This is a genomic window from Skermanella pratensis, from assembly GCF_008843145.1.
GTDB classification, from domain to species: Bacteria; Pseudomonadota; Alphaproteobacteria; order Azospirillales; family Azospirillaceae; genus Skermanella; species Skermanella pratensis.
Genome location: NZ_CP030265.1, coordinates 5,017,833 through 5,030,628 on the forward strand (window position 1 = coordinate 5,017,833; position 12,796 = coordinate 5,030,628).

Annotated in this window: 11 protein-coding genes and 1 pseudogene; 7 read left to right on the plus strand and 5 right to left on the minus strand. The window is 66.9% G+C overall.

Translation table 11 applies throughout. The features are described 5' to 3' along the window. Positions 1-12 precede the first annotated feature (12 nt). A complete protein-coding gene (htpG, locus tag DPR14_RS23050; protein WP_158047232.1) occupies positions 13-1,893 on the minus strand; it encodes a molecular chaperone HtpG in 1,881 nt (626 codons plus the stop codon). Between the two features lie 188 nt (positions 1,894-2,081). Here htpG and DPR14_RS23055 point away from each other — a divergent pair, with 188 nt between their 5' ends. Then, entirely contained in the window at positions 2,082-4,622 is a 2,541-nt protein-coding gene (locus DPR14_RS23055; protein ID WP_343038675.1) for a helicase-related protein, read from the plus strand. After that, entirely contained in the window at positions 4,619-5,053 is a 435-nt protein-coding gene (locus DPR14_RS23060) for an RNA-binding S4 domain-containing protein (protein ID WP_158047234.1), read from the plus strand. Before DPR14_RS23055 ends, DPR14_RS23060 begins: the two co-directional genes overlap by 4 nt. A gap of 212 nt (positions 5,054-5,265) precedes the next feature. Here DPR14_RS23060 and DPR14_RS23065 read toward each other — a convergent pair. Next, positions 5,266-5,882, minus strand: a pseudogene (locus DPR14_RS23065) (DUF938 domain-containing protein). 169 nt (positions 5,883-6,051) lie between these two features. Between DPR14_RS23065 and DPR14_RS23070 the strand changes: the two are divergent. From DPR14_RS23070 to DPR14_RS23090, 5 genes are all read left to right on the plus strand, one after another. After that, positions 6,052-6,546 (plus strand): tellurite resistance TerB family protein, encoded by a 495-nt coding sequence (locus tag DPR14_RS23070; protein ID WP_158048309.1) that lies wholly within the window; start codon positions 6,052-6,054, stop codon positions 6,544-6,546. A 65-nt stretch (positions 6,547-6,611) separates the two neighbouring features. Further along, on the plus strand, positions 6,612-6,950 hold the full coding sequence (gene fdxA, locus DPR14_RS23075; protein ID WP_158047235.1) for a ferredoxin FdxA: 339 nt from the start codon (positions 6,612-6,614) through the stop codon (positions 6,948-6,950). A gap of 338 nt (positions 6,951-7,288) precedes the next feature. Beyond that, the gene (locus DPR14_RS23080; RefSeq protein ID WP_158047236.1) at positions 7,289-7,792 is read left to right on the plus strand and encodes a CarD family transcriptional regulator; all 504 of its coding nucleotides are present in this window, start codon (positions 7,289-7,291) and stop codon (positions 7,790-7,792) included. A gap of 134 nt (positions 7,793-7,926) precedes the next feature. Then, positions 7,927-8,757 (plus strand): hypothetical protein, encoded by an 831-nt coding sequence (locus DPR14_RS23085; protein WP_158047237.1) that lies wholly within the window; start codon positions 7,927-7,929, stop codon positions 8,755-8,757. A gap of 159 nt (positions 8,758-8,916) precedes the next feature. Next, entirely contained in the window at positions 8,917-9,804 is an 888-nt protein-coding gene (locus tag DPR14_RS23090) for an RNA polymerase factor sigma-32 (protein WP_158047238.1), read from the plus strand. A 65-nt stretch (positions 9,805-9,869) separates the two neighbouring features. Here DPR14_RS23090 and DPR14_RS23095 read toward each other — a convergent pair whose 3' ends face one another. From DPR14_RS23095 to atpD, 3 genes are all read right to left on the minus strand, one after another. Beyond that, positions 9,870-10,691 carry an acyl-ACP desaturase gene (locus DPR14_RS23095; RefSeq protein WP_158047239.1) on the minus strand — a complete coding sequence of 274 codons (822 nt, stop codon included), beginning with the start codon at positions 10,689-10,691 and terminating at the stop codon, positions 9,870-9,872. 123 nt (positions 10,692-10,814) lie between these two features. Then, positions 10,815-11,231, minus strand: coding sequence for a F0F1 ATP synthase subunit epsilon (locus tag DPR14_RS23100; protein WP_158047240.1), 417 nt, complete (start codon positions 11,229-11,231; stop codon positions 10,815-10,817). 72 nt (positions 11,232-11,303) lie between these two features. Then, on the minus strand, positions 11,304-12,770 hold the full coding sequence (gene atpD, locus DPR14_RS23105) for a F0F1 ATP synthase subunit beta (protein WP_158047241.1): 1,467 nt from the start codon (positions 12,768-12,770) through the stop codon (positions 11,304-11,306). Positions 12,771-12,796 lie beyond the last annotated feature (26 nt).

Below are 12,796 nucleotides of genomic sequence, written 5' to 3' on the forward strand. Positions count from 1 at the left end.
CCCGGGCGGCGCTTACGCGGCCAGGCCCAGCCCCTTCTCCATCACCAGAGCCAGCCGGCGCGAGAACGCGGCCGGATCGGGGATCGGCTCCCCTTCGACGATGCGGGCCTGGTCGAGCAGCAGCCAGGCTACGTCCTCGATGTTGTCGGAGATCCCGTCCTTCGCCGCCATGCCGGTCAGCCGGCGGATCAGCGGGTGGGTCGGGTTGACCTCCAGGATCCGCTTGGCGCCGCCGTCGAGCTGGCGATGCTGCTTCAGCAGGCGTTCCAGGTGCATGTCCATGTCACCCTCGTCGGCCACCAGGCAGACCGGGCTGTCGGTCAGCCGCTCGGAGATCCGGACGTCCTTGACCGAATCCGCCAGGGTCAGCTTCAGCGCCGCGACCAGGCTGCCCAGGTCGTTCTCGGCGGGCTTCTCCTCGTCCTTCTTCTCCGGCTCGCTCTCCGCCTTGATCTTCGACAGGTCGGCGCCGCCGCGGGTGACCGACTTGAACTTCTTCTCCTTGTACTCGGAGACCGACGGGATCCAGAACTCGTCGACCGGATCGGTCAGGAGCAGCACCTCGACGCCGCGCGCCTTGAAGCCTTCGAGCTGCGGGCTGCGGCGAAGCGCCTCGATGTCGTCGCCGGTGATGTAGAAGATCGCGTCCTGCCCTTCCTTCATGCGGCCGACATAGTCGTCCAGCGAGACCAGCCCGTCGGAACCCGTGGTGCGGAAGCGCATCAGCCGGGTCAGCTGCTCGCGGTGCTCGTAGTCCTCGTACAGTCCCTCCTTCAGGACCGCGCCGAAGTTCTCCCAGAACGACGCGTACGACTCGGCCTGCTCGGCGTCGTCCGCCTTCCTGGCGAGGTCGCCGAGCACACGGCGCACGATGCCGGCGCGGATCTTGGCCAGCATCGGGTTGTGCTGGAGCATCTCGCGGCTGATGTTCAGCGGCAGGTCCTCGCTGTCCACCACGCCGCGCAGGAAGCGCAGGTACGGCGGCAGCAGCCCCTCCGCCTCGTCGGTGATGAAGACGCGCTTGACGTACAGCTTCACCCGGTGCCGGCGGTCGGGGTTGAACAGGTCGAACGGCTTGGCCGAGGGGACGAACAGCAGGCTGGTGTACTCGATCTTGCCTTCGGCCCGCCAGTGCAGGGTCAGCCAGGGGTCGTCGAAGGCGTGGCCGACATGGTGGTAGAATTCCTTGTACTCGTCGGCCGTGATCTCGTTCTTCGAGCGGGTCCACAGCGCCGAGGCCTTGTTCAGCGCTTGGGCGTCGGCGGCGTCGCCGAACAGGATCGGCAGCGCGATATGGTCGCTGTATTTCTGGACGATTCGCCGCAGCCGATGCTCCTCCAGGAACTCGCCCTCGTCGGCCTTCAGGTGCAGGACGACGCGGGTGCCGCGCGGCGCATCCTCCGCTTCGCTCACCGTGAACTCGCCGCGCCCGTCGGAGACCCAGCGCCATCCCTGGCTTTCGCCCGCCTTGCGGGTCAGCACCTCGACCTTCTCCGAAACCATGAAGGCCGAATAGAAGCCGACGCCGAACTGGCCGATCAGGCCGATGTCCTTCTTGGCGTCGCCGGTCAGCTTGTTCATGAAGGCGGCGGTGCCCGACCGCGCGATGGTCCCCAGGTTCTCGATCAGGTCCTCGCGGTTCATGCCGATGCCGTTGTCCGCCACCGTCAGGGTCTTGGCGTCGGCGTCGGCCAGCAGGCGGATCTTGAGGTCGGGATCGTCAGCCGAAAGCTCCGGCTGGGTCAGGGCCGCGTAGCGCAGGCGGTCGCACGCGTCGGATGCGTTCGAGATCAGCTCGCGCAGGAACACCTCCTTCTCGCTGTAGAGGGAGTGCGCGACCATGTCGAGCAGGCGGCTGACCTCGGCCTGAAAACTGAGCCGTTCCTCGGACATTGCAGTATCACCTTCGGATATAGGTTTGGTGCCTTGACCAGGCTGATGCGTAAGGTGCGCCAGATATGTGAAATGCCGCGAAAAGCTGCAACCCCTTCCCGCTCCGGAGCGGGAAGGGGTGATGACGGCCCTTGCAATGCAGCACATGAACCCCAATGCTCTCCCCTATGAGCGCAGCATCTTCTGGCGTGGCTTTCCAGCATCAGGGTCAGCACCAGGGGCGGGTCACCGCCGTTCTTGGGCCGACGAACACCGGTAAGACCTTTCTCGCCATCGAGCGGATGCTGGGGCACCGGTCCGGCATGATCGGATTCCCGCTGCGCCTCCTGGCGCGCGAGAACTACGACAAGATCGTCAAGGCGAAGGGCCGCCACGCGGTGGCGCTGGTCACCGGCGAAGAGAAGATCATCCCGCCGCGCGCCGTCTATTTCGTCTGCACGGTCGAATCGATGCCGCTGGACCGGCCGGTCGCCTTCATGGCGGTGGACGAGATCCAGCTCTGCGCCGACCCCGAGCGCGGCCACATCTTCACCGAGCGGCTGCTCCACGCCCGCGGCATGGACGAGACCATGTTCCTGGGCGCCGACACGATCCGGCCGCTGATCCAGAAGCTGGTGCCTCGGGCCGAGTTCATCAGCCGGCCCCGGTTCTCGTCGCTCACATATGCCGGGCACAAGAAGCTGACCCGGCTGCCGCCGCGCTCCGCCGTGGTCGCCTTCTCCGCGACCGACGTCTACACCATCGCCGAGCTGATCCGCCGCCAGCGCGGAGGTACCGCCGTCGTCCTGGGGGCGCTCAGCCCGCGCACCCGCAACGCCCAGGTGGCGCTCTACCAGGCCGGCGAGGTCGATTACCTCGTCGCCACCGACGCCATCGGCATGGGGCTGAACATGGACGTGGACCATGTGGCCTTCGCCCGGCTGACCAAGTTCGACGGGCATGCGCCGCGCAAGCTCCGCCCGACCGAGATCGCCCAGATCGCAGGCCGCGCCGGCCGCCACATGACCGACGGCACCTTCGGCACCACCGGCGACATGAACGGCCTCGACTCGGAGACGGTCAACGCGGTCGAGAACCACCAGTTCGAGTCGCTCAAGGCGATCATGTGGCGGAACACCGTGCTGCGGTTCGAGACCCCGGGCGCGCTGATCAAGAGCCTGGAGCAGCGCCCGCCCCGGCCGGAGCTGATGCGCGCGCGGGATGCCGACGACTACCTGTCGCTGGTGGCGCTGTCGCGCGACCAGGAGATAGCATCCCTGGCGACCGATCGCGGAGCCGTGCGGCTGCTGTGGGAGGTCTGCCAGATCCCCGATTTCCGCAAGGTGCTGTCGGACGCCCACACCCGGCTGCTGTCCCAGATCTACCGCCACCTGATGACGCCGGAAGCCCGCCTGCCGGAGGACTGGGTCGCCAAGCAGGTGGCACGGATGGACAGGACCGAGGGCGACATCGACACCCTGGTCTCGCGCATCGCCCATATCCGGACCTGGACCTACATCTCGCACCGGCCGGACTGGCTGACCGATCCCGGCCATTGGCAGGCCCAGACCCGCGCGATCGAGGACAAGCTGTCCGACGCCCTTCACGAGAGGCTGACCCAGCGCTTCGTCGACCGGCGCTCCGCCGTGCTCGCCCGCACGCTGGCCGGCGGCGGCGAGCTTCTGGCCGCCGTCACCGCCGCGGGCGAGGTGCTGGTCGAGGGCCATCATGTCGGACGGCTGGAGGGTTTCCACTTCACCCTCGACCCGGAGGTGCGGGAGGACGACGTGCGCGCCTTCATGAGCGCCGCGCGCCGGGCGCTCCGCGACGAGATCGGCCGGCGGGTCCGCCTGCTGGAGCAGGCGGGCGACGACAGGATCGGCCTGGGTCCAGACGGCATCCTGGCCTGGGACGGGCATCCCGTGGCGCGCCTGGGACCGGGGACCTCGGTGCTGACCCCGGCGGTGATACCGCTGCACGACGACCTGTTCGAGTCGGGCCAGCGCGACCGGGTGCGGGCCCGGCTCGGCCGCTGGGTCGAGCAGTTCGTCAAGGACCGGCTGGCGCCCCTGTTCAAGCTGCGCGAAGCCGACCTGTCCGGCCCGGCGCGCGGGCTGGCCTTCCAGCTTTCCGAGTCGCTGGGCAGCCTCGCCCGGCCCGACCTGGAACCGCTGATCACGGGATTCAGCAAGGCCGACCGGCAGGCACTCAACCGGCTTGGCGTGCGGCTGGCGACCAGCCAGGTGTTCATGCCGGCCCTGATCAAGCCCAGGGCCGTGGAGACCCGCGGCCTGCTGTGGGCCGTCCTGCACGGCGGCCACGCCGCGATGCCCCTGCCCCCGCCCACTCCGCCGGCCGGCCGGGTCTCGGTCGCGACCGACGCCGTGCCGGCCGGCTTCTGGGAGGCGGTGGGCTATCCGCCCATGGGGCCGCGGGCGCTCCGGGCCGACATCCTGGAGAGGTTCGAGCGCGAGCTGTACAAGCGGTCCAGCGAAGGCCCGTTGACCGCAGCGCCCGATCTGGCCCAGATGATCGGCAGCACGCCCCAGGACCTGGAAGGGGTGCTGGCGGCCATGGGATATCGCCGCAGGCAGGACGAGGCCGGCGCCGTCACCTGGGCACGCGGCAAATTGCCGCGCCGCGAGCAGGCACGCAAGGGCCGGCGGCGCGACGCCCCGGCCAAGCCGCGCGCCGATCCATCCACAGACTCTCCCTTCGCCAAGCTGAGGCAGATCGAGTTCATGCGATGACGTCGGACGGGCATCGGGACGAGGATCAGGACGACGGCGGGGCCGCGACCGCCCAGGAGTTGGCATCCGGCCGCCTGCGGCTCGACAAGTGGCTCTGGTACGCCCGCTTCTTCAAGACGCGCAGCCTCGCCGCGAAGCTGTGCGCGGCCGGTGCCGTCCGCATCGGCGGTGCGCCGGTCACCAAGGCGCATCATGCGGTCAGGCCGGGCGACGTGCTGACCTTCGCCCAGGGCCGCCATATCAGGATCATCAAGGTGGTGGCACTGGGAACCCGGCGCGGCCCGGCGCCGGAGGCCCAGGCACTGTACGAGGACCTGTCGCCGCCGGTGCCGGAGACCGCGATGGCCCGCCCGGCGGAACGGCCCTCCGGAGCCGGCCGGCCGACCAAGGCGGAACGACGGGCGACCGAAAGGCTGCGTTCGAACTCCTGAGTTGATTCCCGAAAAGGGCGCGGAACCTACCTCCTGCTGCCCGGTTCCCAGCGCGCGCCTTTTCGATGCTCATCTTCGATGCTCATCGAGTCGCTGAACCTGCTGGCCAACCGGAGGCGGCGGCCCTGACCCGGCAGGCCCGCGGCGAGCCGGCGGGCTTTGGAATGACATGCGGGAACGCGGGTCGGCCTGCGGAATTCGCCGCCGTCGCTTCAACCCCGGCGGAAGACCACGGACAGGTTGTTGGCCGGCATCTCGATGACCTCGTCCAGGGTGAGGCCGGCCTCCGCCGCCGCGACGCAGACCTCTTCGAGATCGCGCACCCCCAGTCCGGATTCTGAGCCCTCAGGGAATGGTCGAAATCCTCGTTGCTCGGCGCCGTGTGCCGCCCGTCCCGCTTGTACGGGCCGTAGAGATAGAGCGGCGCTCCCGTCGGCAGGGTGCGCCCCGCCCCCGCCATCAGGCCCAGGGTCGCCGGCCAGGGCGAGATATGGATCATGTTGATGCAGACGATGGCGTCGGCGTGGGTGACGGGCCAGGCACGCGCCGAGGCGTCCAGGTTGGCCGGAACCGTGACGTTGGTGACGCCGGTCTCGGCGATCCAGTCCCGGATGCTGGCCCGGTTGTCCGGGTCCGGATCGGTCGGATGCCAGATCAGGTCGGGCAGCGACCCGGCCAGGAAGACGGCGTGCTCGCCGCTGCCGCTGGCGATCTCGAGCACGGTGCCGGCGGCGGGAAGCACGCGCCGCAGCACACCCAGGATAGGTTCCCTGTTGCGCTGGGTCGCCGGGGCGTGGCGGCGGTGGTCTGGGCCGGCTGCGGTCATCATGCCGAGCAGGCTAGTGCCTCCCGCACCCGAGGGCAAGGGTCAGCAGGGGTCGTCATCGTCAGGACAGCCCCCCATATCTGACAGACCGCATGGTTTCGCGATACCGGCCGCATGGACTGGCCGCAAGGATAGGATTTCGGTAATGCTGGCTCGATTGAAAGCACTGTTGATGGACGCCGACGACACGACCCGGCAGGCCGGGCGGCACTCGCGCGACGAAGTGCAACTGGCGGCCGCCACGCTGCTGGTCGAGGCTGCCCGCATGGACGACGAGATCGGCGACCGCGAGCGCGCCCGCATCCGCGACCTGCTCGAACAACGCTTCTCCCTGTCGGGCGTCGAAGCGAACGACCTGCTGGCCTCGGCCGAGACAGTGACGGAGGGGCCTGCCCAGTGGCACCGCTTCACCTCCACCCTGAAGGACCGTTTTTCCGACGAAGAGCGCATTCAGATGATTGAAATGCTCTGGGAAGTGGTCTACGCCGATGGCGAACTGCACGATCTGGAAGCCAGCCTCTTGCGCAGGGTGGGCGGACTGCTCTACGTCTCCGACCGCGACCGTGGTGCGGCCCGGATGCGCGTGCTTGAACGACTGGGCATCGCCGACTCCACGCTGGAGGCGCCGACCGGAGAGAGCTCGATCCAGAGATCTCCATCTGACTGAACTGCTGCCGGCACGCGGGACGAGGACGAAGTCCGGGTGTCTGAAGAGGAAAAGGGAAAGCGAGCATGCCCTACGTCGTCACCGAACAGTGCATCAAGTGCAAATATACCGACTGCGTCGAGGTGTGCCCCGTCGATTGCTTCTACGAGGGGGAGAACATGCTTGTGATCCACCCCGACGAGTGCATCGACTGCGGCGTTTGCGAACCGGAGTGCCCGGCCGAGGCGATCGTCCCGGATACCGAGCCCGATGCCGAGAAGTGGCTTGAATTGAACCGGGAGTACTCCCTGCAATGGCCGAACCTGACCCGCAAGAAGGACGCTGCGCCCGAGGCGGAAGAGTTCAAGGGAGCCCCGGACAAATTCGAGAAGTTTTTCAATTCCAACCCGGGATCCGGCAACTGAACGTTGGGTTGACGCTACTTTCGTCACCCTGAAAGTTTATTCTTCCATTCCGCTATGCAATTCCCGCAGGTCCGCCATCGTGCGGCCAGCGGGAGCTTGCTTATGACCAAGACGTTATATCTTTGTAACGCCCTACTCACTTCCTATATAATGGCGGCCCTAGGCCCGGTCGATTTCTCGCGCGTTCCGGGCTTGCGATGCTCCAGGCTCGAATTGCCTAATTCGTCGGCCCTTACCCGTCATGGGGGCTGGTGGATGGCGCTTCAGCCTTTCGTTGTCCCGAGGCATCCGGCCGGGACAGCCGGGTGCCAGCGAGCGTGAAGTGAGAGCCAACAGGAATGATGAACAAGCTTGAGTTCACGGCCGGTGATTTCGTCGTCTACCCGGCCCACGGGGTCGGTCGTGTCGAAGGAATCGAAACGCATCATATTGCCGGCCAGACCGTAACGCTTTACGCCATCACCTTCGAAAAGGAGCGCATGACGCTGAAGGTCCCGGTGGGTAAGGCCAAGGACTCAGGTCTCCGCCGCCTCAGCTCCAAGGACCGGATCAAGGTCGCGCTGGAGACTCTCCAGGGCCGCTCGCGCGCCCGGCGCGCCATGTGGAGCCGCCGCGCTCAGGAATACGAAGCCAAGATCAATTCCGGCGACCCTGTCTCGATCGCCGAAGTGGTCCGTGACCTGTACCGCGGCAGCGACCAGCCGGACCAGTCCTACAGCGAGCGCCAGATCTATCAGGCGGCATTGGAGCGGCTCGCCCGGGAACTGGCTGCGGTCGAGAAGATCGACGAGATGAAGGCCACGGAGCGGCTAGAGGCCGTCCTGACCAAGACCGCCGCCTGAGCTGCGCAGAGGCTTGTGGCCGGGGACGCCAACAATCCCCGGCCACTCCCTTTTATCGGCTTTTGCTGGGCACGCCGGGCGCCTAAACTCCGGTCACAGTCCAAGCCGGACCGGAGTTGCGTTTACGCGTCCAGATGTCAGACAATCAGAAATTCGCAGATATCGGCCATCCCAAGCGGATCTGGGCCGTCGGTGCCGTCCATGGCGAAGTCGACCGGCTAGCGGCGTTGCATGCCGACATAGGCCGACGCTTCACGCCGGGCGATCGGCTCGTCTATACCGGCAATATGATCGGCCGCGGCGTGGCGGTGCGGGAGACGATGGACGAATTGCTGTCGTTCCGCCGTGCCCTGATCGCGATGCCCGGCATGCTCGCGGACGACGTGGTCTATCTCCGCGGCGCCCAGGAGGAGATGTGGCAGAAGCTCCTCCAACTCCAGTTCGCGCCCGATCCGGCCGTCGTCCTGCGCTGGATGCTCCGCCAGGGCGCCGACGCGACCCTGCACGCCTATGGCGGCAATCCGGACCAGGGACTGGCCGCCGCACGTGACGGCGCCGTCGCGATCACCCGCTGGACCAACAGCCTGCGGGGCGCCATGCGTGCCCATCCCGGTCACGAAAACGTGATGAGCGCGCTGCGCCGTGCCGCCTATACCAGCCAGCCGGGCGACGGGCCGGCCGAACGCGTCCCGGTGGGTGTCCTGCTGGTCTCCTCCGGCATCGAGATCTCCCGGCCGCTGGCTGCCCAGGGCGACACTTTCTGGTGGGGCGGGACCGGATTCGGGCGCATCGACCAGCCCTACGACCAGTTCCGCCGCATCGCCCGCGGGTATGACCCGGGACGCGGAGGTATCCAGGCTGGTGACTTCACGGTCACCCTGGATGGCGGGTGCGGTTTCGGCGGCCCGCTGGTTTGCGGTTGCCTGGCGGCCTCAGGGGAAATCCTGGAACTGATCGAGGTCTGAAGAGGCATCGGACCGACCGAAAAAACTTCCCTCCCGATGTGATCCGGCCCTGTCCGGGCTGCGTATCTGAAGCAACAGACGGCACCAACCGGTGTTGACCCTACTAAGGACAGGGCCATCGCCGAGGTCGCGCGTCCATCAGGGGGAAGGGACAGGACGATGGCGCATATCGATGACCCGGAAACACAGCGGGCCAATCTGACTTTCATCAAGGCCTCGATGCGGGAACCTCTCCTTGCCCGCGACCACGAATTCGAATTGGCGCGCAATTGGCGTGAGGACGGCAACGAGGCGGCGCTTCACGATCTCGTCCGCGCCTATACCCGGCTGGTCGTCTCCACCGCCTCGCGCTTCCGGAACTACGGTTTGCCCATGGGCGATCTGGTCCAGGAGGGCAATGTCGGCCTGATGCAGGCCGCCGCCCGGTTCGAGCCGGACCGGGAGGTGCGTTTCTCGACCTACGCCGCCTGGTGGATCCGCTCGGCTATGCAGGACTATATCCTGCGCAACTGGTCGATCGTGCGGACCGGCACCACCGCGGCCCAGAAGAGCCTGTTCTTCAACCTGCGCCGGCTGCGCGCCAAGATCGAAGACGCCTCCAACAACGGCGCCCTGACGCAGGCCGGCCGGGTGAAGATCGCGACCGAACTGAAGGTCGAGGTCCATGAGGTCGAGGCGATGGAGATGCGCCTGAGCGGCGCCGACCAGTCGCTGAACGCCCCGATCAGCGACAGCAGCGAGGACGACTGGCAGGACTTCCTGGCCGACCAGCGGCCAAGCCCGGAAGAAGTCGTGATCGGGATGCGCGACAGCAATACCCGCTCCAAGTGGCTCGCCGAAGCCCTGGGCGAGCTCAGCCCCCGCGAACGGACCATCATCTCCCAGCGCCGCCTGCGCGACGACGGCGCCACCTTGGAGGAACTGGGCAAGGAACTGGGCGTCAGCAAGGAGCGCGTCCGTCAGCTTGAGCATCGCGCGATGCTCAAGCTCAAGGAGTCGATGATGCGCCGGGTGGAACTGTCCAGCGATCTTCTGCTGGAGATGTGAGGATCCATCGAAGTGCGGTCCTGCGCCCCGGAGGGCGCGGGATTCCCACCAGGAGAGCCCGAGGCTTACGCCGCTTCCTTGGTCAGCTTCCTAAGCCTGCTGTCCAGGTACCACCAAGCCATCCGCGTTGCCGCCCGGTACAGCGTCGTATGGGGCTTCAGACCGACCGCCTTGAAGATCATCGCTACACCCCGGTCCACGTGGGTCGGCCGGTAATAGGCGTAGGCCCGGCGCATATAGGCGCGGGTGTTGGTCTCGCGATCGTAAGGCGCGCCGGTGCCGTTGGCCGCGTAATAGGCATAGGCCAGCTCGTCGTCCTCGGACTCGTTGATACGGCCCAGCGCGATGCGCAAACGGGACAGCCGGCCTAGATCCTCGCGCTCCATGTAGCGCTTGAGGTGCTGGTAGAACAGCTTGTAGTGACGGAGCTCGTCGGTCGCGATGCGCCGGCAGATCTCCTTCAGCACGGGCTCGTCGGTCGCGTCGCCCAGCGCCGTGTAGTAGGAACTGGTGCCGGTCTCGACCATGCAGCGCGCGATCAACTCGCCGCTCCGCGATCCGCGGACCGATTCCGTCGCTTCGAGCTTGATTTTGTAGCCGTCGGTAAACCGCTTGAAGGCATCTTCCAGGGAGAAGGAGGGATCAACGACCTCAGCCCAGCGGCCGAGCGCGGCACCGTGCTGGACCTCTTCCTCCGCCCAGTCCCGCGCCACCTGCTGGAACTCGGGATCGTCGTTGAAGACGTTGCACAGGTAGGTCGCATAATCCCGGCCGTTATACTCAACCAGGGCCGCAGCCTTGATGATCTTCAGGATTTCCGCGTCTGCTTTCGATCTGTCGATGCGGTCCCAAGGAAGATCGTCCAGCGTCCAGTGTTGATAGCCCATTCTTCCCCAAGCCGAAGTTTGTTGACCCTGAAAGACCGATGGCCCGGCCTTGGCGGCCAGGCCATCGATAACAGGTCTGCAGATTATCCCTCTATGGCCGTTTTACAACGGCATCGTGGGGCATCAATGCGCGGTGGTGCCGGTGATCGCCTCGAGCTTGGCGCGGGCGATTGCCAGACGGCCCTCCGCGACGGCGCGCTCGCTGTCCGACTTGGCATCCTCCACATCCTCGCCCACGTCCCTGACCTCCTGCTCGACCGCGGCGCGGTCCAGTTCGTTCAGGTTGGTCGCCTGCTCGGCCAGGACCGTGCAGCGGGTCTCGGTCACCTCGGCGAAGCCGCCGGCGACGAAGATCCGGTCCACGACCCGGTCACCCTCGAAGATGTCGATGACGCCGGGGCGCACCGTGGTGATCATCGGCGCGTGACCGGCCAGCACACCGAAGTTACCCTCGCCGCCCGGCACCACGACCATGTCGACCGGCTGGGAGACCAGCAGCTTTTCCGGCGAAACCAGCTCGAACTCGACTTTGTCGGCCATGGATAGCTCTCGTTCCTGAGTTAGGCGTCAAACAAGGCGAAGGGGCGATGAAGCCCCTTCGACCTCCGGTACTTACGCGGCCTCGGCGGCCATCTTGCGGGCCTTCTCGACCGCATCCTCGATCTTGCCGACCATGTAGAAGGCGGCTTCGGGGAGGTGGTCGTACTCGCCGTTGACGATGCCCTTGAAGCCCTTGATCGTGTCTTCCAGGCTGACCAGCACGCCCGGGGTGCCGGTGAACACCTCGGCGACGTGGAACGGCTGGGACAGGAAGCGCTGGATCTTGCGGGCGCGGGCGACGACCAGCTTGTCGTCTTCCGACAGCTCGTCCATGCCCAGAATCGCGATGATGTCCTGCAGCGACTTGTAGGTCTGCAGGACCTTCTGCACCGAACGGGCGACCTGATAGTGCTCGTCGCCGACGACGCGCGGGTCGAGGATCCGGCTGGTGCTGTCCAGCGGGTCCACGGCCGGGAAGATCGCCATTTCGGCGATCGAGCGCGACAGCACGGTGGTGGCGTCCAGGTGGGCGAACGAGGTGGCAGGCGCGGGGTCGGTCAAGTCGTCGGCCGGCACGTAGATGGCCTGCACCGAGGTGATCGAGCCCTTCTTGGTGGAGGTGATGCGCTCCTGCAGGGCACCCATGTCGGTCGCCAGCGTCGGCTGGTAACCCACGGCGGAGGGGATGCGGCCGAGCAGCGCGGACACTTCCGAGCCCGCCTGGGTGAAGCGGAAGATGTTGTCGACGAAGAACAGGACGTCCTGGCCTTCCTCGTCGCGGAAGTACTCCGCCAGGGTCAGGCCGGTCAGGCCGACACGCGCGCGGGCACCCGGCGGCTCGTTCATCTGGCCGTAGACCAGGGCCACCTTGGAGCCCGGACCGTCGGTCTTGATGACGCCGCCCTCGATCATCTCGTGGTAGAGGTCGTTGCCCTCGCGGGTCCGCTCGCCCACGCCGGCGAAGACGGACACGCCGCCGTGCGCCTTCGCGACGTTGTTGATCAGCTCCATGATCGTGACGGTCTTGCCGACGCCGGCGCCGCCGAACAGGCCGATCTTGCCGCCCTTGGCGTAGGGCGCCAGCAGGTCGATGACCTTGATGCCCGTGACCAGCACCTGGGCTTCGGTCGACTGGTCGACGAAGTCCGGGGCGGAACGGTGGATCGGCAGGGTCGAGGAATGGCCGACGTCGCCGCGCTCGTCGATCGGCTCGCCGATCACGTTCAGGATGCGGCCCAGGGTGGCCGGACCGACCGGCACGGAGATCGGGCTGCCGGTGTCGTTGACGGGCTGGCCGCGGACGAGGCCGTCGGTCGTGTCCATCGCGATCGCGCGCACGGTGTTCTCACCCAGGTGCTGGGCCACTTCGAGCACCAGCGTCTTGCCCTCGTTCTGGGTATGCAGGGCGTTCAGGATGGCGGGCAGGTCGGCTTCGAACTGGACGTCGACGACCGCGCCGGTGATCTGGGTGATCTTGCCGACGGCATTGCCGGGCGCGGCGTTGGCGGGCGCATTGCTGGGCTGGATAACAGCAGTCATGTGGGTTCGCTCCCTCGGAACCAGAT

Excerpts from the sequence above, each read along its gene's own strand:
- htpG (WP_158047232.1), bottom strand. The coding sequence starts at position 1,893 with ATGTCCGAGGAACGGCTCAGTTTTCAGGCCGAGGTCAGCCGCCTGCTC.
- DPR14_RS23060 (WP_158047234.1), top strand. The coding sequence starts at position 4,619 with ATGACGTCGGACGGGCATCGGGACGAGGATCAGGACGACGGCGGGGCC.
- DPR14_RS23070 (WP_158048309.1), top strand. The coding sequence starts at position 6,052 with ATGGACGCCGACGACACGACCCGGCAGGCCGGGCGGCACTCGCGCGAC.
- fdxA (WP_158047235.1), top strand. The coding sequence starts at position 6,612 with ATGCCCTACGTCGTCACCGAACAGTGCATCAAGTGCAAATATACCGAC.
- DPR14_RS23080 (WP_158047236.1), top strand. The coding sequence starts at position 7,289 with ATGATGAACAAGCTTGAGTTCACGGCCGGTGATTTCGTCGTCTACCCG.
- DPR14_RS23085 (WP_158047237.1), top strand. The coding sequence starts at position 7,927 with ATGTCAGACAATCAGAAATTCGCAGATATCGGCCATCCCAAGCGGATC.
- DPR14_RS23090 (WP_158047238.1), top strand. The coding sequence starts at position 8,917 with ATGGCGCATATCGATGACCCGGAAACACAGCGGGCCAATCTGACTTTC.
- DPR14_RS23095 (WP_158047239.1), bottom strand. The coding sequence starts at position 10,691 with ATGGGCTATCAACACTGGACGCTGGACGATCTTCCTTGGGACCGCATC.
- DPR14_RS23100 (WP_158047240.1), bottom strand. The coding sequence starts at position 11,231 with ATGGCCGACAAAGTCGAGTTCGAGCTGGTTTCGCCGGAAAAGCTGCTG.
- atpD (WP_158047241.1), bottom strand. The coding sequence starts at position 12,770 with ATGACTGCTGTTATCCAGCCCAGCAATGCGCCCGCCAACGCCGCGCCC.